This window comes from Mesorhizobium sp. B2-1-8, assembly GCF_006442545.2.
Classification (GTDB): domain Bacteria; phylum Pseudomonadota; class Alphaproteobacteria; order Rhizobiales; family Rhizobiaceae; genus Mesorhizobium.
This window is the reverse complement of sequence record NZ_CP083952.1, coordinates 1,904,541-1,924,677: the sequence shown is the minus strand read 5'-3', so window position 1 is coordinate 1,924,677 and position 20,137 is coordinate 1,904,541. Positions and strand designations below refer to the sequence as shown.

The 20,137-nt window shown below is 63.3% G+C and carries 14 protein-coding genes and 1 tRNA gene; 10 read left to right on the top strand and 5 right to left on the bottom strand.

Annotated features, from left to right (window positions below; all coding sequences use genetic code 11):
• Positions 1-138 precede the first annotated feature (138 nt).
• A complete protein-coding gene (gltB, locus tag FJ970_RS09470) occupies positions 139-4,872 on the bottom strand; it encodes a glutamate synthase large subunit (RefSeq protein ID WP_140756047.1) in 4,734 nt (1,577 codons plus the stop codon).
• Between the two features lie 489 nt (positions 4,873-5,361).
• Here gltB and FJ970_RS09465 point away from each other — a divergent pair, with 489 nt between their 5' ends.
• On the top strand, positions 5,362-6,414 hold the full coding sequence (locus tag FJ970_RS09465) for a threonine aldolase family protein (RefSeq protein WP_140756049.1): 1,053 nt from the start codon (positions 5,362-5,364) through the stop codon (positions 6,412-6,414).
• A gap of 71 nt (positions 6,415-6,485) precedes the next feature.
• On the opposite strand, the gene FJ970_RS09460 is transcribed toward FJ970_RS09465, so the two are convergent.
• Positions 6,486-6,953: an Hsp20 family protein gene (locus FJ970_RS09460; RefSeq protein WP_027142918.1), complete on the bottom strand. Its 468-nt coding sequence runs from the start codon at positions 6,951-6,953 to the stop codon at positions 6,486-6,488.
• A gap of 477 nt (positions 6,954-7,430) precedes the next feature.
• Here FJ970_RS09460 and FJ970_RS09455 point away from each other — a divergent pair, with 477 nt between their 5' ends.
• On the top strand, positions 7,431-8,408 hold the full coding sequence (locus FJ970_RS09455) for an alpha/beta fold hydrolase (protein WP_140756051.1): 978 nt from the start codon (positions 7,431-7,433) through the stop codon (positions 8,406-8,408).
• 176 nt (positions 8,409-8,584) lie between these two features.
• Here FJ970_RS09455 and hisN read toward each other — a convergent pair whose 3' ends face one another.
• Both hisN and FJ970_RS09445 read right to left on the bottom strand, forming a co-directional pair.
• A complete protein-coding gene (gene hisN, locus FJ970_RS09450; RefSeq protein ID WP_140756053.1) occupies positions 8,585-9,358 on the bottom strand; it encodes a histidinol-phosphatase in 774 nt (257 codons plus the stop codon).
• 351 nt (positions 9,359-9,709) lie between these two features.
• Complete coding sequence (locus FJ970_RS09445) at positions 9,710-10,651, bottom strand: N-formylglutamate amidohydrolase (RefSeq protein WP_140756055.1); 942 nt, start codon at positions 10,649-10,651, stop codon at positions 9,710-9,712.
• 162 nt (positions 10,652-10,813) lie between these two features.
• Here FJ970_RS09445 and cpdR point away from each other — a divergent pair, with 162 nt between their 5' ends.
• A complete protein-coding gene (gene cpdR / locus FJ970_RS09440) occupies positions 10,814-11,176 on the top strand; it encodes a cell cycle two-component system response regulator CpdR (RefSeq protein ID WP_006199474.1) in 363 nt (120 codons plus the stop codon).
• 116 nt (positions 11,177-11,292) lie between these two features.
• Positions 11,293-11,367, top strand: a tRNA-Val gene (locus tag FJ970_RS09435).
• Between the two features lie 90 nt (positions 11,368-11,457).
• Here FJ970_RS09435 and FJ970_RS09430 read toward each other — a convergent pair.
• Positions 11,458-12,609 (bottom strand): dihydrodipicolinate synthase family protein, encoded by a 1,152-nt coding sequence (locus FJ970_RS09430; RefSeq protein ID WP_140756057.1) that lies wholly within the window; start codon positions 12,607-12,609, stop codon positions 11,458-11,460.
• A gap of 241 nt (positions 12,610-12,850) precedes the next feature.
• On the opposite strand from FJ970_RS09430, the gene FJ970_RS09425 reads away from it, so the two are divergent.
• The 6 genes from FJ970_RS09425 to FJ970_RS09400 are packed head-to-tail and all read left to right on the top strand — an operon-like array spanning position 12,851 to position 20,130.
• Entirely contained in the window at positions 12,851-13,909 is a 1,059-nt protein-coding gene (locus FJ970_RS09425) for a LacI family DNA-binding transcriptional regulator (RefSeq protein WP_140756059.1), read from the top strand.
• Positions 13,906-14,922 carry a Gfo/Idh/MocA family protein gene (locus FJ970_RS09420; protein WP_140756061.1) on the top strand — a complete coding sequence of 339 codons (1,017 nt, stop codon included), beginning with the start codon at positions 13,906-13,908 and terminating at the stop codon, positions 14,920-14,922. Before FJ970_RS09425 ends, FJ970_RS09420 begins: the two co-directional genes overlap by 4 nt.
• Entirely contained in the window at positions 14,919-16,520 is a 1,602-nt protein-coding gene (locus FJ970_RS09415) for an acyl CoA:acetate/3-ketoacid CoA transferase (RefSeq protein ID WP_140756063.1), read from the top strand. Before FJ970_RS09420 ends, FJ970_RS09415 begins: the two co-directional genes overlap by 4 nt.
• Positions 16,513-17,289 (top strand): enoyl-CoA hydratase/isomerase family protein, encoded by a 777-nt coding sequence (locus FJ970_RS09410; RefSeq protein ID WP_140756065.1) that lies wholly within the window; start codon positions 16,513-16,515, stop codon positions 17,287-17,289. The genes FJ970_RS09415 and FJ970_RS09410 overlap by 8 nt, the downstream gene beginning before the upstream one ends.
• A gap of 17 nt (positions 17,290-17,306) precedes the next feature.
• A complete protein-coding gene (locus FJ970_RS09405; RefSeq protein WP_140756067.1) occupies positions 17,307-18,818 on the top strand; it encodes an aldehyde dehydrogenase family protein in 1,512 nt (503 codons plus the stop codon).
• Positions 18,819-18,876: 58 nt separating this feature from the next.
• Complete coding sequence (locus tag FJ970_RS09400) at positions 18,877-20,130, top strand: ABC transporter substrate-binding protein (protein WP_140756069.1); 1,254 nt, start codon at positions 18,877-18,879, stop codon at positions 20,128-20,130.
• The last annotated feature ends 7 nt before the right edge of the window (positions 20,131-20,137 follow it).

Here is a 20,137-nt window from a genome sequence, read left to right as displayed (position 1 = left end):
CCAGTTCCTGCTGTCCAGATGGTGCGGTTTTCGCCGCACCCGTTAACCTCTTGAGGCAGCCATGGCAACCTTGCACCCGAGGTCAAACTGACGATGAAGGGGCCGGGAAGCCTGGGCTCCCCGGCAATTCTCAAAAATCTATTCGGCCGCGACGCCCATGCGCATGCGTTCCATCTCGATCAGGGCCCGGCGGTATTCGACCGGCATGATCTTGCGGAATTTCGGCCGGAAAGTCGTCCAGTCGTCGAGGATCTCGCGGCCGCGCACCGAACCCGTATAGTGCACGTGGTTCGAGATCAGCTGGTAGAGTCGTTCCTCGTCATGGCTGGTCATGTCGCCGGACACGTCGACGCGGCCCTTGTGGTCGAGGTCGCCGCCATGGTGCAGCAGCTTTTCCATCAGGTCGTCTTCTTCCGGCACCGGCTCCAGCTCGACCATGGCCATGTTGCAGCGCTCGGCGAAATCACCCGCCTCGTCCAGCACATAGGCGACACCGCCCGACATGCCGGCGGCGAAGTTACGGCCGGTCTTGCCGATGACGACGACGACGCCGCCGGTCATGTATTCGCAGCCATGGTCGCCGACACCTTCGACGACGGCGGCCACGCCCGAATTGCGCACCGCGAAGCGCTCGCCGGCGACGCCGGAGAAATAGGCCTCGCCCTCGGTGGCGCCATAGAGCACCGTGTTGCCGACGATGATGGAGTCGGCCGCGACGATCTTGGCCTCTTGCGGCGGCCGGATGACGATGCGCCCGCCCGACAGGCCTTTGCCGACATAGTCGTTGCCGGCGCCGACGAGCTCGAACGAGATGCCGCGCGCCAGGAAGGCGCCGAAGGACTGGCCTGCGGTTCCGGTGAGCTTGACCTGGATCGTGTCCTCGCGCAGGCCCTTGTGCTTGAAGCGCTTGGCCACCTCACCCGACAGCATGGCGCCCGTCGAGCGGTCGACATTGCGGATGTCCACTTCGATCTTGACCGGTTGCTTGGCCTCGAGTGCGGGCTTGGCCAGTTCGATCAGCTTGCGGTCGAGCACGTCGTCGATCGGGTGCTTCTGCCGTTCGGTCCAGTGCACCGCTTCATGCGGCGCATCGGGCTTGTAGAACATCTTCGAGAAGTCGAGACCGCGCGCCTTCCAGTGCTTGATCACGTCGCGCTTTTCCAGAAGGTCGGCGTCGCCGATGATCTGGTCGATATGGGTGAAGCCCATCTCGGCGAGCAGCGCCCGCACCTCTTCCGCCACGTAGAAGAAGAAGTTGATGACGTGCTCGGGCGTGCCCTTGAAGCGCTTGCGCAGCACCGGGTCCTGCGTCGCCACACCGACCGGACAGGTATTGAGATGGCACTTGCGCATCATGATGCAGCCGGCCGCGATCAGCGGCGCGGTCGAGAAGCCGAACTCGTCGGCACCGAGCAGCGCGCCGATGATGACGTCGCGCCCGGTGCGCAGGCCGCCATCGACCTGCAGCGCGACGCGTGAGCGCAGGCCGTTCAGCACCAGCGTCTGATGCGTTTCGGCAAGACCCATTTCCCACGGGCTGCCGGCATGCTTGAGCGAGGTCAGCGGCGAGGCACCGGTGCCGCCATCATAGCCCGAGATGGTGATGTGGTCGGCGCGCGCCTTGGCAACGCCCGCCGCGACCGTGCCGACACCGACTTCCGACACCAGCTTGACCGACACGTCGGCCGCTGGATTGACGTTCTTCAGATCGTAGATCAACTGCGCCAGGTCCTCGATCGAGTAGATATCATGGTGCGGCGGCGGCGAGATCAGGCCGACGCCCGGCGTCGAATGCCGAACCTTGGCGATGGTGGCGTCGACCTTGTGACCTGGCAACTGGCCGCCTTCGCCGGGCTTGGCGCCCTGAGCCACCTTGATCTGCATGACGTCGGAATTGACGAGATACTCGGCCGTCACGCCGAACCGTCCCGAGGCGACCTGCTTGATCGCCGAGCGCTCAGGGTTCTTGCCGCCGCCGGGCAGCGGCAGGTAACGGTCGGCCTCTTCACCGCCTTCGCCGGTGTTCGACTTGCCGCCGATCTGGTTCATGGCCCGCGCCAGCGTCGTGTGAGCCTCGCGCGAGATCGAACCGAACGACATCGCCCCGGTCGAGAAGCGCTTGACGATGTCGGCCGCCGGCATCACGTCGTCGAGTGCGACCTTCTTGCGGCCGGTCTCATCCGCCAGCCTGATCTTGAACAGGCCGCGGATGGTCTGGGCGCGCGCCGTCTCGCTGTCGATTTGCGCCGAATAATCCTTGAACGTCTCCCACGATCCCTGGCGCACGGCATGCTGCAAGGTGGCGACCGCGTCGGGCGACCACATATGCGCCTCGCCGCGCATGCGGAACAGATATTCGCCACCGACCTCAAGGCTGTTGCGCAGCACCGGATCGCTACCGAAACCGTCCGTGTGGCGGCTGACGGTTTCGCCCGCGACCTCATCCAGTCCGACGCCTTCGATCAGCGTGGCGGTGCCGGTGAAGTATTGCTGCACGAAATCGGTCTTCAGCCCGATGGCGTCGAAGATCTGCGCGCCGCAATAGGATTGGTAGGTCGAGATGCCCATCTTGGACATCACCTTGAGGATGCCCTTGCCGATCGACTTGATGTAGCGCGACACCACTTCGTAGGCGTCGACCTCTTCAGGCAATTCGCCGCGCTTGTGCATGTCGAGCAGCGTGTCGAAGGCGAGATAGGGATTGATCGCTTCCGCGCCGTAGCCGGCAAGGCAGCAGAAATGATGCACCTCGCGCGGCTCGCCGGTTTCGACGACCAGGCCGACCGCGGTGCGCAGCCCCTTGCGGATCAGGTGGTGGTGCACGGCGGCCGTTGCCAGCAACGCCGGGATGGCGATGCGGTCCGGTCCAAGCTGGCGATCGGAGAGGATGATGATGTTGTAGCCGCCGGCGACCGCCGCCTCCGCGCGCTCGCACAGCCGGTCGATGGCCCCTTGCATGCCGGCGGCACCCTCGCTCGACCCATAGGTGATGTCGATCGTCTTGGTGTCGAAACGGTCCTCGGTGTGGCCGATGGAGCGGATCTTCTCAAGGTCGCCATTGGTCAGGATCGGCTGGCGCACCTCGAGCCGCTTGCGGCGCGAATTGCCGACCAAGTCGAAGATGTTCGGCCGCGGTCCGATGAAGGACACCAGGCTCATCACCAGTTCCTCGCGGATCGGGTCGATTGGTGGGTTGGTGACCTGGGCGAAATTCTGCTTGAAATAGGTGTAGAGCAGCTTCGACTTGTCCGACATCGCCGAGATCGGCGTGTCGGTGCCCATCGAGCCCACCGCTTCCTGACCGGTGGTCGCCATCGGCGACATCAGCAGCTTGGTGTCTTCCTGGGTGTAGCCGAACGCCTGCTGGCGATCGAGCAGGCTGACATCCTTGCGCAGCGCGCGCGGCTCGACCGGCTTCAAATCTTCAAGGATGAGCTGCGTATTGCCAAGCCAGGTCTTGTAGGGATGCTTGGTCGCGATCTCCGACTTGATCTCCTCGTCGGGGACGATGCGGCCCTTGGCCAGGTCGATCAGAAGCATGCGGCCGGGCTGCAGCCGCCACTTCTGCACGATCTTCTCCTCCGGCACCGGCAGCACGCCGGCTTCCGAAGCCATGATGACGCGGTCGTCATCGGTGACGATGTAGCGCGCCGGGCGCAATCCGTTGCGGTCGAGCGTGGCGCCGATCTGGCGTCCGTCGGTGAATGCGACCGCCGCCGGCCCGTCCCAAGGTTCCATCAACGCCGCATGGTATTCGTAGAAAGCCTTGCGGTCGGCATCCATGAGCTTGTTGCCGGCCCAGGCTTCCGGGATCAGCATCATCATCGCGTGGCTGAGGCTGTAGCCGCCCTGGAACAGGAACTCGAGCGCATTGTCGAAGCACGCCGTATCCGACTGGCCATCATAGGAGATCGGCCAGAGCTTCGAAATGTTGTTGCCGAACAGTTCGGAATCGACAGACGCCTGGCGCGCCGCCATCCAGTTGTTGTTGCCGCGCACGGTGTTGATTTCGCCATTGTGCGCGACCATGCGATAGGGATGCGCCAGCTTCCACGACGGGAAGGTGTTGGTCGAGAAGCGCTGGTGGACGAGGATCAGCGCGGTCTCGAAGCGCGGATCGGTCAGGTCCTTGTAGTAGGCCCCGACCTGATAGGCCAGGAACATGCCCTTGTAGACGATCGTGCGCGCCGACAGCGACACGCAATAGGCGCCGATGTCCTTGTTGTCGTTCTCCGCGTAGATGCGGCCCGATATGACCTTGCGCAGCAGGTAGAGCCTGGCCTCGTATTCCTCGTCCTCGGTGATGTCAGCCGTGCGGCCGATGAAGACCTGGCGGTGGAACGGCTCGGACGCGACGATGTCAGCCGCCTTCGACAGCGACGAATTGTCGACCGGCACGTCACGGAATCCCAGCAGCGGCAGCCCTTCGGACTGCGCCGATTCCGCGATGATTTCTTCGACATGGGCGCGAAGGATGGCATCTTGCGGCATGAACCAGTGTCCGACGCCATACTGGCCTACCGGTGGCAGTTCGATACTTTGGGCCGCCATCTCCTCACGGAAAAAAAGATCCGGAAGCTGCACCAGCACGCCGGCGCCATCGCCGACCAGCGGATCGGCGCCGACGGCGCCGCGGTGCGTCAGGTTCTCGAGCACGGCAAGCCCGTCCTTGACGATCTGATGCGACTTCACGCCCTTCATGTTGACGATGAAGCCGACGCCGCAGGCGTCATGCTCGTTGCGCGGATCGTAGAGACCCTGGGCGGTCGGGCCGCCGGTGGGCGCACGATTTTTGGTGGAGGTATTTTTGACGGCGGCCGCTTCCGTCTGCGCGGCCTGGCCGTTCGTCGCAGAGAGCGTCAATTCCGTCATCGTCCTATCCTCCGTTCCGCGCCACTTGGCATTGGTCAGCCTGTGGGCGCTGGTTTGCCTTGGCGAGCACTTGGGCTCGCCCTTCATCCTTGCGGCACGTCTTGCGAAATCGCCGAACCAGGCGGCACGCCGCTGGTTCACATCCGGTATCGTACAGGCCAGAGCCGGTCCGTCCACCTGTCGCTCGCGGCAAAAGCCGGAGTGGCCTAAAGGATACGCCAATCCAGTCTGTTTTGTGCGACAAAATAAGACAGCACTACTGTCCTAAATTTTTATGACAGAAATCCAGAACCCATACAAGACCGATTCACAAAAAACTTGGCCGCGCCGCGACACAAAATTTCGTGACGCGATCGCAAAACGTAAGCTTCGGTCTCTGGAGGCGCCGCCAGCCCGACACTGGCTTTACCCGTTTTCTTGTGTCTGGCTCTTGCGGGCGGGTCATGAAACCGGTCAAGGTCCAGCAATTTCCCCAGCACAGGCAGACGCATGTTCTTCGCTTCCGACAATTGGGCAGGCGCCCACCCAAGCATTGCAGCCGGCCTTTCGGCCCATACCGCCGGCATTTCGGCCGCCTATGGCGATGGTGCCCTCGACCAGGCCGTCTATCAGCGCTTCAGCGAGATTTTCGAACGCGAGGTGGCCGTGTTCTTCGTGGCGACAGGCACCGCCGCCAATTCGCTGTCGCTGACTGCCTATAACAAGCCCGGCGGCATTTCCTTTGCCCACCGCGAATCGCATGTCATCGAGGACGAGTGCGGCGCGCCGGAATATTTTTCAGGCGGCTCGCGGCTTCACGCCGTCGACGGCCCGCTGGGCAAGATCGAGCCACACAATCTGGACAGGGCGATCGGCCGTTTCGCCGGCGAGGTGGTCCATTGGGGCCGGCCGATGGCCGTCTCGATCACCCAGTCGACCGAGGTCGGCACTATCTATGGCCTGGACGACATCGACGCGATTGCGGCCATCGCCAAACACCATTCCGTGCCGCTGCACATGGACGGCGCCCGCTTTGCCAACGCGCTGGCCGCGCTCGACACCACGCCGGCAGAAATGACCTGGAAACGCGGCGTCGACATCCTGTCCTTCGGCGGCACCAAGAATGGCTGCTGGTGCGCCGAGGCGATCGTGCTGTTCGATCTCGACCGCGCCAACGAATTGGCCTTTCTGCGCAAGCGCGCCGCACAGCTGTTTTCGAAGTCACGTTTCGTCGCGGCGCAGTTCGAAGCCTATTTCAAGGACGGGCTGTGGCTCGACACCGCCAGGCATGCCAACGCCATGGCAGCGCGCCTGGCGGCGGCCATCGAGGATTCGGCCACGGCCAAGCTGGCCTGGCTGCCACAGGCCAACGAAGTTTTCGCGGTGATCAAGAAAGCGGAAGCCGAGAAGCTGCAGGCGGCCGGCGCGACCTTCTACGACTGGCACAGGCCGCACGGCTTTGAAGGCCATATCGGCGAGGACGAACTGCTCTATCGCTTCGTCACCAGCTTTGCCACGACCTCGGAGGAAGTCGACCGCTTTGGCCAGCTGATCGCCGGATAATCAGCCTTCGCGACAACAAAAAAGCGGCGCCTTTCGGCGCCGCTTTCCGTCTCGGGAGGAGACTTTAGACTTTAGGCAGCGGTCTTGGCCTCGATCTGCTTGGCCTTGGCCGGAGCCGAGGTGATCGCGATCTTGCGCGGCTTCAGCTCTTCGGGAATGTTGCGCTTGAGGTCGACGAAGAGCAGGCCGTTCTTCAGCGCGGCGCCGACGACTTCAACGTGATCGGCAAGCTGGAAGCGGCGCTCGAAGGCCCTGGAGGCAATGCCGCGATAGAGCAGCTCGGAGCCTTCGCCGGTGCCCTCGTCCTTGCGCTCACCCTTCACGGTCAGCACGTTGCGATGGGCTTCGATGGAGATCTCGTCATCCGAGAAGCCGGCAACCGCCATCGAGATGCGGTAGGAATCCTCACCGGTGCGCTCGATGTTGTAGGGCGGATAGGTCTGCGCGCCATCGGGCTGCGCAAGCGAATCGAGCATCGTGAAGAGACGGTCGAAGCCGACGGTCGAACGGTAAAGCGGGGAAAAATCAACGTGACGCATGATGTGTTCTCCTGTTGAGCAACATGGTTTGCGTATGGCCGGTGCGAAACCCGTGAGCGGCGTTTCGGGAGGACCAGCGACCCCGACATTGGCGGCCGCAATACACATCTGGGGAGCGCTCAAGAGCATTTCAAGTTTCGATTGACGGCAAAAAAATTGAGGCCGCGTGCCTTTGATGAACGGCAGATGAACCGGCGCTTCGGCGCCCGTTCAGACAGCCGCCGCTAAAGTGACTTTCAAGATCAAGGATTGGCGGCGCCGGATTTGCAGAGGTGCCGCATCGAGGCCGAACCGGGTGTTAACGTCCCTTCCTCCCGGATCGACAGGGGCCGGAAGCGCGCTCAAAGCCGCTTCCGGCCCTCCCCGCTGCAGGCCTCCATAACCCGGATTTGCTTTGCTTTTGATGTGTGGGCGTCTATCACCTTGAGGCCAGCCGCGAAGGGCTGGCGCGCCAAGACGCCGAGCACAAAGCGCCGAATGACGGATCTCCTCCACGACACACCCCTTTTTCACGAAGTTGAGGGCAATCCGCGACCGGAAAACGCCACGGGTGGCTTTTTCACCACGCGCGACGGCAAGAAGATACGTTATGGCCTGTTCGCAGCGGTGGCGCGTCCAATCCGCGGCACCGTGGTGCTGCTCGGCGGCCGCAACGAGTGCATCGAGAAATATTTCGAGACCATCCGCGATCTTGCCGCGCGGGGCTTCGGCGTCGCCACCTTCGACTGGCGCGGCCAGGGCGATTCCGACCGGCTGATCCGCGATCGCCAGCGCGGCTATGTCAGGTCGTTCCGCGACTATACGGCCGATCTGGAGCAGTTCTTCGAGGAGATCGTGCTGCCGGACTGCCGTGGACCCTATTACATCCTCGCTCATTCCGCCGGGGCGGTAATCACGCTGCTTGCCGCGCCATCGATGGTGAACCGCGTGCGGCGCATGGTGCTGATCGCGCCATTCCTGACATTGCCCGACCTGCCGGTCTCGATAGGGACGGTCCGCCGGGCCTGTTCGATTTTCTGCGCCCTGGGGCTCGGCCGGCTCTACGCCGCCTGGGGTCCACGGCCGAGACACACGCTGCCCTTCGAGGTCAACAAGGTGACATCAGATCCGCAGCGCTATCGCCGCAACACGCGCATCTATGAAGAATATCCGCAACTGGCGCTTGGCGGCCCGACGGTCCGCTGGCTGCAGGCGGCGGCGAAGGCGTCGGAAGCCATCAGCGACCCCGACTTCATGGCCCGCATTCAGGTGCCGCTGCTGATCATCGCCGCCGGCGCCGACCAGGTCGTCTCGACCAAGGCGGTGGAAAAATATGCGAGAAACCTGCGACTCGGTTCGCTGTTGATGATCGACGGCGCCAAACACGAAATCCTGCAGGAAGTCGACCTCTACCGCGAACAATTCCTCGCTGCCTTCGACGCCTTCGTCCCCGGTTCCGACGACCCGACGGCCTGACGGGCACCGCGGCCCTTCCAGGGCAAGGCTAGAGCAATTCCAGGAAAAGTGTGTAGCGGTTTTCCCGGGAAAAGCGCGTAGCGCTTTCCCCAGGGAATTGCGTGAAAACAAAGAGTTAGAGCGGTTTGGCGATTCTATCAAACGCTGAACCGCTCTAGCGTCAACAAAGAAGCCTATCAGCCGCGCAGGGCGGCCATCGCGGCGGCATGAAGCTCCGGTGTCGCCGCCGCAAGAACATCGCCGCCATTCTCCGCCGGCCCGCCATCGAAAGTGGTGACGACCCCGCCGGCTTTCTCGATGATCGGGATCAGCGCCACGATGTCGTAGGGCTTCAATCCAGGATCGGCGACGATGTCAACGCTCCCCGAGGCGATCATGGCGAAGGCATAGCAATCGGCGCCATAACGGGCGAGCTGTATCTGCTTCTCGAATGCGTCGTAGCGCGTGCGTGCCTCGCCCTTGAACAGCGCCGGCGTGGTGGTGAACAGCGTCGCCTCATCGAGTTTTGTCGTCTTGCGGGTCGACAGTTTTCGCGGCCCCCCCGGTCCCTCGTAATGCGAGCCGGACTCGTTGGCGTAGAACAGCTCGCCGGTGAAGGGCTGCGCCATCATGCCAGCGACCGCATCGCCATCGACCGTCAGCCCGACCAATGTCCCCCATACCGGCAGGCCGGAGATGAAGGCGCGCGTGCCGTCGATCGGATCGATCACCCAGACATGCCGGCTGGAGATGTTCTCGCTGCCGTGCTCTTCGCCCAGGATGCCATGGTCGGGATACTCGGCCGATATCAGCGCCCGGATGGCGCGCTCGGCCTCGCGGTCGGCCTCGGTGACCGGGTCGAAACTGCCCTTCTCTTTGTTGGCGACCGCGCCTTGGGCGCGAAAGCGCGGCAAGGTCTCCGCCGCTGCCGCTTGCGCAATGCGGCGCATGAAATCGATGCTGATGTCCAACTGATTCTCCCGCATTGCAGCATGCCCGAACCGGCTCTGCCGCCCGTCAAAACAAGCATGTTTATCGATTTATCGCCGCGATAGCTGTTGCCGGAATGTCACTCCAACGCCATCGGGAGGCAATTTCCACATCACTGTGAATTAAAAAAGCCTGAACGTCCCTTGACATTTGTGCGCTGCACAATACCCTCATCCTCGGACAGGGTTTCCTGTCCATGCCCTCCTTGGGCGTTTCCTCCCTAGACTTCGACCGTATCGTGCAAACGATGCGGTCTTTTTTTCACCGCTCCGGAGCCTGCCGCCCAAAAAACGGCAAAGTGTCTTGGGCACGCATGAGACAAGGCGTGATCTTCACTCCGCGGCCAGCGGCAGGTCGATGAAATGATGGTCCGGCATCGCCATCAGGTCGGCTGAAAACCGCGTCAGATCGTCGGCCAGCGCGTCGAAGCCGGCGGCCTTCTCGAATGTTCGCTCATTCATGTAGAGCCCGCGATTGACCTCAATCTGCAGCGCATGCAGGTGACGCGCCGGGCGGCCATAATGTTCCGTGATGAAACCGCCGGCATAAGGCTTGTTGTGAGCAACGGTATAGCCCATCGCGGTCAGCAGCCCGATCGCGGTTTCGGTCAAGGCCGAGGTGGCCGAGATGCCGAAACGGTCGCCGATGATGAAATCCGGCCGCAGCCCGTTGTCGCCGACGCGGATGCTCGCCGGCATCGAATGGCAATCGATCAGCACGGCAAAGCCGAAACGGGCGTGGGTCCTGGTCAAAAGCCGCTTCAGCGTTTCGTGATAGGGCTTGTAGACGGCCTCGATGCGGGCAACCGCCTCGGCGAGCGGCAAGCGGCCCGCATAGATGTCGAGCCCCTCGCCCACCAGCTTAGGCACGGTACCGAGCCCGCCGGCGACACGCGCGGAGCGGATGTTGCAGAAGGACGGCACCGGCTCGGCGAACATGCGCGGGTCGAGTTCCCAAGGCTCGCGGTTGACGTCGAGATAGGCACGCGGGAAATTCGCCGCCAGCATCGGCGCGCCCAGCGCCACGGCGCCGCCGAACAACTCGTCGACATAGCAATCCTCCGAGCGGCGGATGGCATTGCGATCGAGCCTTGCCATGGCAAGGAAGCGTTCGGGATAGTAGCGGCCGCTATGCGGTGAATTGAAGAGGAAGGGGACGCGCTGCTCGGCGCCCGAACGGATTTCGAAGGGGGGAAAGACCGAAAAATCCTCGGCTGCCGTCTTCAATTTGAACGAACCCGAAAACACCAGTGCATCATGACACGAAACTGCCACCTTGCCGGCCGCATGTCCAGCATTTCAGCGGTCGTGCCGCTGGGCAAATGTGGGCCAAGCGCGTCCGCGTTCACTTGATGTTTACTCTCACCTCCTCATATACAGGATGGTTAACGGGACTGCCCCACGGCAGTCTCTGGCGGGTGATTCGGACAGGATATCATGGCACGCATTCTTCTGGCGGAAGACGATGACGATATGCGTCGGTTCCTCGTCAAGGCGCTGGAGCGCGCCGGCTACCAGGTCAGCGATTTCGACAACGGCGCCAGCGCCTATGAGCGGCTGCGCGAGGAACCGTTCTCGCTGCTTCTGACCGACATCGTCATGCCGGAGATGGACGGCATCGAATTGGCACGCCGCGCCACCGAGATCGACCCCGACCTCAAGGTCATGTTCATCACCGGTTTCGCCGCCGTCGCGCTGAACCCGGATTCCAAGGCGCCGAAAGACGCCAAGGTTCTGTCCAAGCCCTTCCACCTGCGCGATCTCGTCAACGAGGTCGAGAAGATGCTGCAGGCGGCCTGAGCCACCTTCCGCAAGCCGCCGGCGTCAGTTCCACAGCCGCGGCGAGACGACGTGTTTTTCCTCTTTTCCTGCTATTGACGCGCCGGACCAAAAATGGTGTATGCGCGGCTTCGGATGGGCGTGTAGCTCAGCGGGAGAGCACTGCATTGACATTGCAGGGGTCACAGGTTCAATCCCTGTCACGCCCACCATCCAACCCAGACATTCGGCCCTTGCATCACGGCGCTCCCGTCTTGGCGCTCACCGGAATGGACGACGGCAGATTCGATCGCGAAACTCGTTTAGACGCCCGCGACGGCACACAGGCTTTTCATCCGCGACATGGCAAGGTCGGGATCAGCCAGCAATCCGGCCTGGTCGGCGAGGCGAAAGACTTCGGCATAATGGCGGATGCCGCGCGCCGACTGCATGCCGCCGACCATCGCGAAATGGTCCTGATGGCCGTTGAGCCAGGCCATGAAGACAATGCCGGCCTTGTAATGTTCGGTCGGCGCCTCGAAGATTTTTCGTGACAGAGGCACGGTCGGCGCCATCAGCGCGTCATAGCCGGCACGATCGCCATCAGCCAGCTTCGCCAGCGCGGCATTGGCAACCGGCGCGATCGCGTCGAAAATGCCGAGCAGTGCGTGCGAGTGCCGCTTGCCGTCTCCGGCAATCAGTTCGGGATAATTGAAGTCGTCGCCGGTGAACATCAACACACCGTCCGGCAGCCGGTTCCTGAGCGCCACCTCCCTGCCGGCGTCGAGCAGCGATATCTTGATGCCTTCGACCTTGCCGGCATGGCGCTCGATGATGGCGACCACCGTATCGAGCGCTGCCTCGAAGTCGTCGCTGCCCCAATAGCCCTTCAAGGCCGGGTCGAACATATCGCCCAGCCAGTGCAGGATGACCTTGCCGGAGGCCTGGCCCAATATGCGGTCGTAAACCAAGGCGTAGTCGTCCGGCCCCTTCGCCACGGCCGCCAGCGCGCGGCTGGCCATCATGATCGCCTTGCCGCCCTGTCCTTCGATGAAAGCGAACTGCTCCTCATAGGCGGCGATCACATCGTCGAGTGTCCTGGCCGACGCCGGCGCGAGGTGGTCGGTTCCGGCGCCCGAGGCGAGATCGCCAGCGACGGTCCGCGCCTCCGCGATGGAACGGCGGATCAATTCCCTGGCGCTCGCCCAATCGAAGCCCATGCCGCGCTGCGACGTGTCCATCGCCTCGGCGATGCGGAAGCCGAGCCGCCATAGATGATGACGAAACGCCATCGTCCTGTCCCAGTCGACAACCGGCCGCGACCATGGATCGGTCATATTTAGGGGGTCGGCGACGACATGCGCGGCGGCATAGGCGATCCGCGAAAACCGTGCGCCGATTACCGGTTGGACGGGCTTTCCGACAAGCGCGTAACGGGTGCTGCGGGCACCCTCACCCGGCAAGGCAATGTCCATCGATCTCTCCCTATCGCAGCGCTTATTAAATGGAACGTTCCAATAAATCAAGAACCTTTAGGATTCGAAGTGACCCCCCAACCAATGCTGCGTTGCAACACAAGACCCCTTGGATGGCAAACTGTTGGACCACGTATGACCGCGTCGTCTGATTGAGGAAAAATCCCGATTGACTCATCCATGGAGCAGAGATTAGAACGTTCCAATAAATTCGATTGAGAAAGCCGGGGAGGATATCTGGATGGCCAGCCGGGCCAAGGCGACGATCTTCGACATTGCCCGCGAGGCGGGCGTGTCCAAATCGACCGTGTCGCTCGTGCTCCAGGGCAGCGGACTGATCCGTCCCGAGACCGCGGTCAAGGTGCGCAAGGCGATCGAGGATGTCGGCTATGTCTACAATCGCGGCGCCGCCAATCTGCGCAAGGCCCATTCCAACGTCATCGGCATGGTCATCAACGATCTCACCAACCCGTTCTTCGCGGAACTGGCGGTGGGCATGGAGCGTGTTTTCCAATCGGCCGGCATCGTGCCCTTCATCGCCAACACGGCCGAAAATCCGGTGCGCCAGGAAGAAGTACTGAAGTCGCTGATGGAACAGGGCGTCGCCGGGCTCATCGTTTCCCCGGCGCGCGGCACCACGCCAGGAGCGTTCCGGCGGCTGGAAATAGCCGGTCTGCCGATTGTCTTCGCCATGCGCCGGCTGCCTGAAAGCCGCATTCCGGTGATTGCTCCCGACAATCATCGCGGCGCCTATCTCGCCACCGCTCATCTCATTGGCAAGGGGCACCGCCGGCTGGCGTTCTTCGGCGGCTCGTCCGACCTGGTGGTCTATCATGAGCGGCTGGGCGGCTTTCGCGAAGCCTGCGAAACGCTCGGCATCGACGCCCGCGACGCGCTCATCATCGAGGGCGAGACCAACCGCAAGGGCGGCATGGCCTGCCTGGAAACGTCGCTCGCAATGGTCGAGCCGCCAACCGCGGCGCTCTGCTTCAACGATGCCGTCGCCTTCGGCGTCATGCTGGCGCTGCGCAAGCGCAGGCTCGAGCCCGGCCCGGATTTCGCCGTCGTCGGCTTCGACGATGTGGTCGAGGCCGAGCACTATATGCCGCCGCTGACCAGCGTCGCGGTGGACTCCGCCGGTCTCGGCGAACGCGCGGCCCACGTCATGATCAAGTTGATCCAGTCGCGCACCACGCGCGCTGAGGACCATATCGGCGCCGTCAATCTCGTGGTCAGGGAAAGCTGCGGCCCAGATCGCCGCACGCGAAACAGGCCTACGGCAACGGGAGCCGCGACATGAGTGTCAAATGGGGGCTGATCGGCGCCAGCACGATCGGCCGGCAATTCATGATCGACGCCATTCGCGCGCAAGCCGATGGCGAGATATCAGCGGTGATGAGTTCCAACCCGGACCGCGCCGCGGCCTATGCAAGGGAAAATGGCATTCCGGCCGCCGTATCGAATCTCGATGCCTTGCTCGGATCCGGTATCGACGCGGTCTACATCTCGACCACCAACGAACTGCATCTCGAACAGGCACTGGCCGCGATCAAGGCGGGAAAACATGTGCTGTGTGAGAAGCCGCTGGCGCTGACCAGCGACGACGCGCGCAGGATGGTCGTTGCGGCCAAGGCCGCGGGCGTCGTGCTTGGAACCAATCATCATCTGCGCAATTCCGGTGCTCACCGCGCCATGCGCGAGGCTGTTACCGCAGGTCGCATCGGCCAGCCGATTGCCGCGCGGGTTTTCCACGCCGTCTACCTGGCCGAAAACCTGCAGGGTTGGCGCATCGCCAGGCCTGAGGCGGGCGGCGGCGTGGTGCTCGACATCACCGTACACGATGCCGACACGCTGCGCTTCGTGCTTGGCGACGATCCGGTCGAGGTTTCCGCTTTTACGCAATCCGCCGGTATGGCCGGCAGCGGGCTGGAAGACGGCGCCATGTGCATCTGGCGCTTCAAGTCGGGCCTCATCGCGCAATCGCATGAGGGATTCACCACCAGATTTGCCGATACCGGCTTCGAGGTGCACGGCTCGCAAGGGTCGCTCATCGCCCGCAATGTCATGACGCAAAAGCCGGTGGGCTCAGTCCTTCTGCGCACCGCCAGCGGCGAGGAAGAATTGAGCTTCGACCGCGAGAACCTCTATGTCAGGTCGGTGGACCGGTTCCATGCCGCGATCCGTGGCGATGACCAGCCCTCCGCCACCGGAGAAGACGGCATCTGGTCGCTCGCATCAGCCGAGGCGGCATTGCAATCGGCCAATTCCGGCAGAGTCGTCAAGATCGACCCGAAACTCGGGAGCATGAATTGAGCAAGGTCGTTTCACCGGCGCAGGCAGCCAGCCTGATCAAGGACGGCATGGTCGTCTCGGTGTCCTCGTCGAGCGGCCTCGGCTGTCCGGATGCCGTGCTCGCCGCCATCGGCGAACGCTTCGACAGCGAGGGCCATCCCAAGGACATCACCACGCTACACCCGATCGCCGCCGGCGACATGTATGGCATCAAGGGCATCGATCATCTGGCCAAGCCGGGCCTTTTGAAGCGTACGCTGTGCGGCTCCTATCCGTCCGGCCCCTCCTCCGCCGAGCCGCCGCGGATCTGGAAGATGATCGGCGACAATTCAGTTGCCGCCTATAACGTGCCATCCGGCATCCTGTTCGACATGCACCGCGAAGCCGCCGCCAAGCGGCCGGGCGTGCTGACCAAGGTCGGCCTCGACACTTTCGCCGACCCGCGCCACCAGGGTTGCGCCATGAACGCCGCCGCCGGCGAGCCGATCGTGTCGGTGCAGCAATTCGACGGCGAGGAATGGCTCTATTTCCGCGCCATTGTGCCCCAGGTCTCGATCATCCGCGCCACCACGGCGGACGAGCGCGGTAACCTGACCTATGAGCACGAGGGCGCCTATCTCGGCGGCCTGGAACAGGCGCTCGCCGCCCGCAACAATGGCGGCATCGTCATCGCGCAGGTCAAGCGCGTCGTCGAGAATGGCACGCTGAAGCCGCATGATGTGCGCGTGCCCGGCGTGCTGGTCGACCATATCGTCGTCGCGCCGGACCAATTGCAGACGACGCTGACGCCTTACGATCCGGCGATTTCTGGTGAAATCTTCCGGCCGCTGTCGAGCTTCCGCAATGCCGAGATGAACGTTCAGAAGGTGATCGCGCGCCGTGTCGCCATGGAGCTCCGCGACGGCATGGCCGTCAACATCGGCTTCGGCATCTCGGCCAACGTGCCGCGCATCCTTCTGGAAGAAGGCCAGCACGGCAAGGTCACCTGGGTGATCGAACAGGGCGCAGTCGGCGGCGTGCCGCTTCTCGACTTCAAGTTCGGCTGCGCCTCCAATGCCGAGGCGATCATGCCCTCGCCGCACCAGTTCATCTATTTCCAGGCCGGCGGCTTCGACGCTTCGCTGCTCTCCTTCCTGCAGATCGACCGCCACGGCTCGGTCAACGTGTCGAAGCTTTCGGCGCGGCCGCACGTCACCGCCGGGGCCGGCGGCTTCGTCGACATCACCTCGCGGGCGAAGAAGATCGTCTTTTCCGGCTTCTTCAATGCCGGGGCCAAGCTGTCGCTCGCCAATGGCGGCATCCGCATCGATGCGGAAGGCAAGGTCAAGAAAGTCGTCGAGGCGGTCGAGCACATCTCCTTCTCCGGCAAGCGCGCGGTCGCGCAAGGACAGGACATCACCTACGTCACCGAGCGCTGCGTCATGAAGCTGACATCAGATGGGCTGATGGTGACGGAACTGGCGCCGGGCATCGACCTCGAGCGCGATGTGCTTGGTCAAGCCGAGATCCCGCTCAATGTAGCCAACGACCTCAAGGTCACGCCGGCCGTGCTCTACCAGGATCGGCCGATCGGCCTGTCGCTCAATGGTGGCGCGTCGCTCGGAGGCGCGCATGGCTGAGCGCCTCGTCACCTTCGAGCAGGATGGCGCGATCGGCATCGTCACCTTGCGCCGGCCCGAAAAGTTCAACGCGCTCGACATTCCGATGCTGCGCGCGCTGGAAGCGGCGCTCGATGAGGCGGAAAGCGCCGAGGATGTGCGCGTCGTGCTCATACGCGGCGAAGGCAAGGGTTTTTGCGCCGGCGGCGATGTCGAGGCCTGGGGCGGCATGAACGCCGCCGATTTCCAGGTGCAATGGGTGCGCTACGGCCACCGTGTCTTCGACCGGCTGGCCAGGCTCCGGCAGCCGACCATCGCCGTGCTGTCGGGCCATGCGCTCGGCGGCGGGCTGGAACTGGCTGTCGCTTGTGATTTTCGCGTCGCGGAAACGCAGGTGAAGCTCGGCTTCCCCGAAACCTCGATCGGCGTTGTCCCCGGCTGGTCCGGCACGCAGCGCGCCGTGCGTCGCTTCGGCGCCCAGACGGTGCGTCGCATGGCGCTTGGCGGCGAGATTTTTCTGGCGGCGGAAGCACTTGCGCTGGGTATCGTCGATCGCGTCGTCGAAACCGGCAAAGCGTCGGATGAAGCCAAGACATGGGCTGAAAAAATCGCCGAACGCGGACCGCTGGCGACCGAAGCCGCCAAGCTGATGATCGCGGTGGCGGAAGGCGAGGAAAGTGCAGCTGCAACGGAAGCCTTGGCCAGCGGCTTCATAGCGCTAACCAGCGATCTCAAGGCCGGTGTCGGCTCCTTCAAGACCAAGCAGAAGCCCGTGTTTTCGCGTTCCTAGGACAGAGTGGAAATCACATGAATGCACCTCTCAAGATTTCCATGCCTGCCGAGGCCTCCGCGGCCCCCAAGGCATACAAGCTGCTGATCGACGGCAAGCACGTCGATGCCCGCGATGGCCGCATGCTGAAACGCAAGAGCCCCGGTCACGGCTTCACCGTTTCACACTATGCGCAGGCAGGTGCCGCCGAAGTGGAAGCCGCGATGCAGGCGGCGCACAGGGCGTTCGAGACCGGTCCCTGGCCGCGCATGAAGGCGGCCGAGCGTGCCGCGATCCTGCTCAAGACGGCCGACCTGATCGAGGCCCGGCTGGAAGACATAGCGCGGCTCGATGCACTGGAATCCGGCAAGCCGATCGCCCAAGCGCGCGGCGAGATCGGCGGCGCCGTCGACATCTGGCGCTATGCAGCTTCGCTCGCCCGAACGTTGCACGGCGAAAGCTACGCCAATCTCGGCGACGCCATGCTGGGCGTCGTGCTGCGCGAGCCGATCGGTGTCGTCTCGATCATCACGCCGTGGAACTTCCCGTTCCTCATCGTCAGCCAGAAATTGCCTTTCGCGCTCGCAGCCGGCTGCACGGCGGTGGTCAAGCCGAGCGAGATGACCTCGGCCTCGACCTTCCTGCTTGGCGACATCCTGCTCGAAGCCGGCGTTCCCGCGGGCGTCGTCAACATCCTCGCCGGCCTCGGCGCCGATGTCGGCGCGCCGATGGTCAGCCATCCCCTGGTCGAGATGGTTTCGTTCACCGGTTCCACCCGCGTCGGCAAGATGACCATGGCGGCGGCCTCGAATTCCCTGAAGAAGGTCTCGATGGAGCTCGGCGGCAAGAACGGCCAGATCGTGTTCCCCGATGCCGATCTCGAGGCGGCCGCCGACGCGGCGGTGTTCGGCGGCTTCTTCAATGCCGGCGAATGCTGCAATGCCGGCAGCCGGCTGATCGTGCACGAGGCGATCGCCGATGATTTCCTGGCCGCTGTGAAGGCATTGACCGCCAAGGTAACGGTGGGCGATCCGCTCGATGACAGGACCAAGGTCGGCGCGATGATTTCGTCCGACCATCTTGCCAAGGTGACCGATTACGTGGCGGCGGCCGCGAGTGACGGCGGCAGCATCTTCAGCGGCGGTCGGCAGCTCCCCTCCAATGCCGGCCAATATCTCGATCCGACGATCTTGCGCGACGTCACCGAAAACATGGCCGTCGCCCGCGAGGAAGTGTTCGGGCCGGTGCTCTCGGTGCTGACCTTTGAATCGATTGAGAAGGCGTTGCACATCGCCAACAACACGCCCTATGGTCTGTCGGCGGGTGTGTGGAGCGCCAGCATCGACACCTGCATGTCGGTGGCGCGGGGCGTGCGTTCGGGGACGGTCTGGGTGAACACGTTCATGGAAGGTTATCCAGAACTGCCGTTCGGCGGCTATAAGCAATCGGGCTTGGGCCGCGAACTCGGCAAGCGCGCCGTCGAGGACTATACCGAGGAAAAGACAATCCAGTTTCATCGCGGCCAGCGCACCGGTTGGTGGGTCGGCTGAGTTGGGAAGAACCCGGTGGCCTGCCACCGGTCGTGTAATGCAACAAGGGAGGAAGTACATGTTGCGCAAACTGCTTATCGGAACGGCTCTTGCGACAAGCTTTGTGTTCTCGGCCCACGCCGCGGACGTCAAGGAAGTGCAGATGCTGCATTGGTGGACGTCGGGCGGCGAAGCGGCGGCCCTCAACGTGCTCAAGCAGGATCTGGCCAAGGAAGGCTATGCCTGGAAGGACGTGCCGGTGGCCGGCGGCGGCGGCGATGCCGCCATGACCGCGCTGAAGGCGATGGTCGCGGCCGGCAACTATCCGACCGCCTCGCAGATGCTCGGCTACACCGTGCTCGACTATGCCGCGGCCGGCGTCATGGGCGACCTCACCGAGACGGCCAAGAAGGAAGGTTGGGACAAATCGGTTCCGACCGCCCTGCAGAAATTCGCCGTCTATGACGGCAAGTGGGTCGCCGCTCCGGTCAACGTCCACTCCGTCAACTGGCTGTGGATCAACAAGGCGGTGATGGACAAGATCGGCGGCACCGAGCCGAAGACCTTCGACGACTTCGTGGCATTGCTCGACAAGGCCAAGGCGGCCGGTGTCACTCCGCTCGCGCTTGGCGGCCAGAACTGGCAGGAAGCCACCATGTTCGATTCCGTCGTGTTGTCGACCGGCGGGCCGGAATTCTACAAGAAGGCGATGAACGACCTCGACGACGCGTCGCTTAAGTCCGACACGATGAAGAAGTCGTTCGACAATCTCGCCAAGCTCGTCACCTATGTCGACCCGAACTTCTCGGGCCGCGACTGGAACCTCGCCACCGCCATGGTCATCAAGGGCGATGCGCTGGTGCAGGTCATGGGCGACTGGGCCAAGGGCGAGTTCCACGCCGCCAAAAAGACCCCGGGCACCGACTTCCTCTGCTACCGCTTCCCGGGCACCGACGGCTCGGTGATCTACAACTCCGACATGTTCGGCATGTTCAACGTTCCGGAGGACCGCAAGGCCGCCCAGATCGCTCTGGCCACCGCCACTTTGTCGAAGAGCTTCCAGTCGGCCTTCAACGTCGTCAAGGGTTCGGTTCCGGCCCGGACCGACGTGCCAGACACCGACTTCGACGCTTGCGGCAAGAAGGGTATCGCCGACCTGAAGAAGGCCAACGAAGGCGGCACGCTGTTCGGCTCGCTCGCCCAGGGCTATGGCGCGCCTCCGGCGGTCGCCAATGCCTACAAGGACGTCGTCTCCAAATTCGTCCACGGTCAGATCAAGACCTCGGACGAGGCGGTGACCGAACTGGTCAAGGCGATCGACGACGCCAAGTAAGTGCTAC

Bases quoted from the DNA above. Each gene is read 5' to 3' on its own strand.
- FJ970_RS09425 (WP_140756059.1), top strand. From the start codon at position 12,851: ATGGCCAGCCGGGCCAAGGCGACGATCTTCGACATTGCCCGCGAGGCG.
- FJ970_RS09465 (WP_140756049.1), top strand. From the start codon at position 5,362: ATGTTCTTCGCTTCCGACAATTGGGCAGGCGCCCACCCAAGCATTGCA.
- cpdR (WP_006199474.1), top strand. From the start codon at position 10,814: ATGGCACGCATTCTTCTGGCGGAAGACGATGACGATATGCGTCGGTTC.
- FJ970_RS09460 (WP_027142918.1), bottom strand. From the start codon at position 6,953: ATGCGTCACGTTGATTTTTCCCCGCTTTACCGTTCGACCGTCGGCTTC.
- FJ970_RS09455 (WP_140756051.1), top strand. From the start codon at position 7,431: ATGACGGATCTCCTCCACGACACACCCCTTTTTCACGAAGTTGAGGGC.
- FJ970_RS09405 (WP_140756067.1), top strand. From the start codon at position 17,307: ATGAATGCACCTCTCAAGATTTCCATGCCTGCCGAGGCCTCCGCGGCC.
- FJ970_RS09430 (WP_140756057.1), bottom strand. From the start codon at position 12,609: ATGGACATTGCCTTGCCGGGTGAGGGTGCCCGCAGCACCCGTTACGCG.
- FJ970_RS09410 (WP_140756065.1), top strand. From the start codon at position 16,513: ATGGCTGAGCGCCTCGTCACCTTCGAGCAGGATGGCGCGATCGGCATC.
- FJ970_RS09420 (WP_140756061.1), top strand. From the start codon at position 13,906: ATGAGTGTCAAATGGGGGCTGATCGGCGCCAGCACGATCGGCCGGCAA.
- gltB (WP_140756047.1), bottom strand. From the start codon at position 4,872: ATGACGGAATTGACGCTCTCTGCGACGAACGGCCAGGCCGCGCAGACG.
- FJ970_RS09400 (WP_140756069.1), top strand. From the start codon at position 18,877: ATGTTGCGCAAACTGCTTATCGGAACGGCTCTTGCGACAAGCTTTGTG.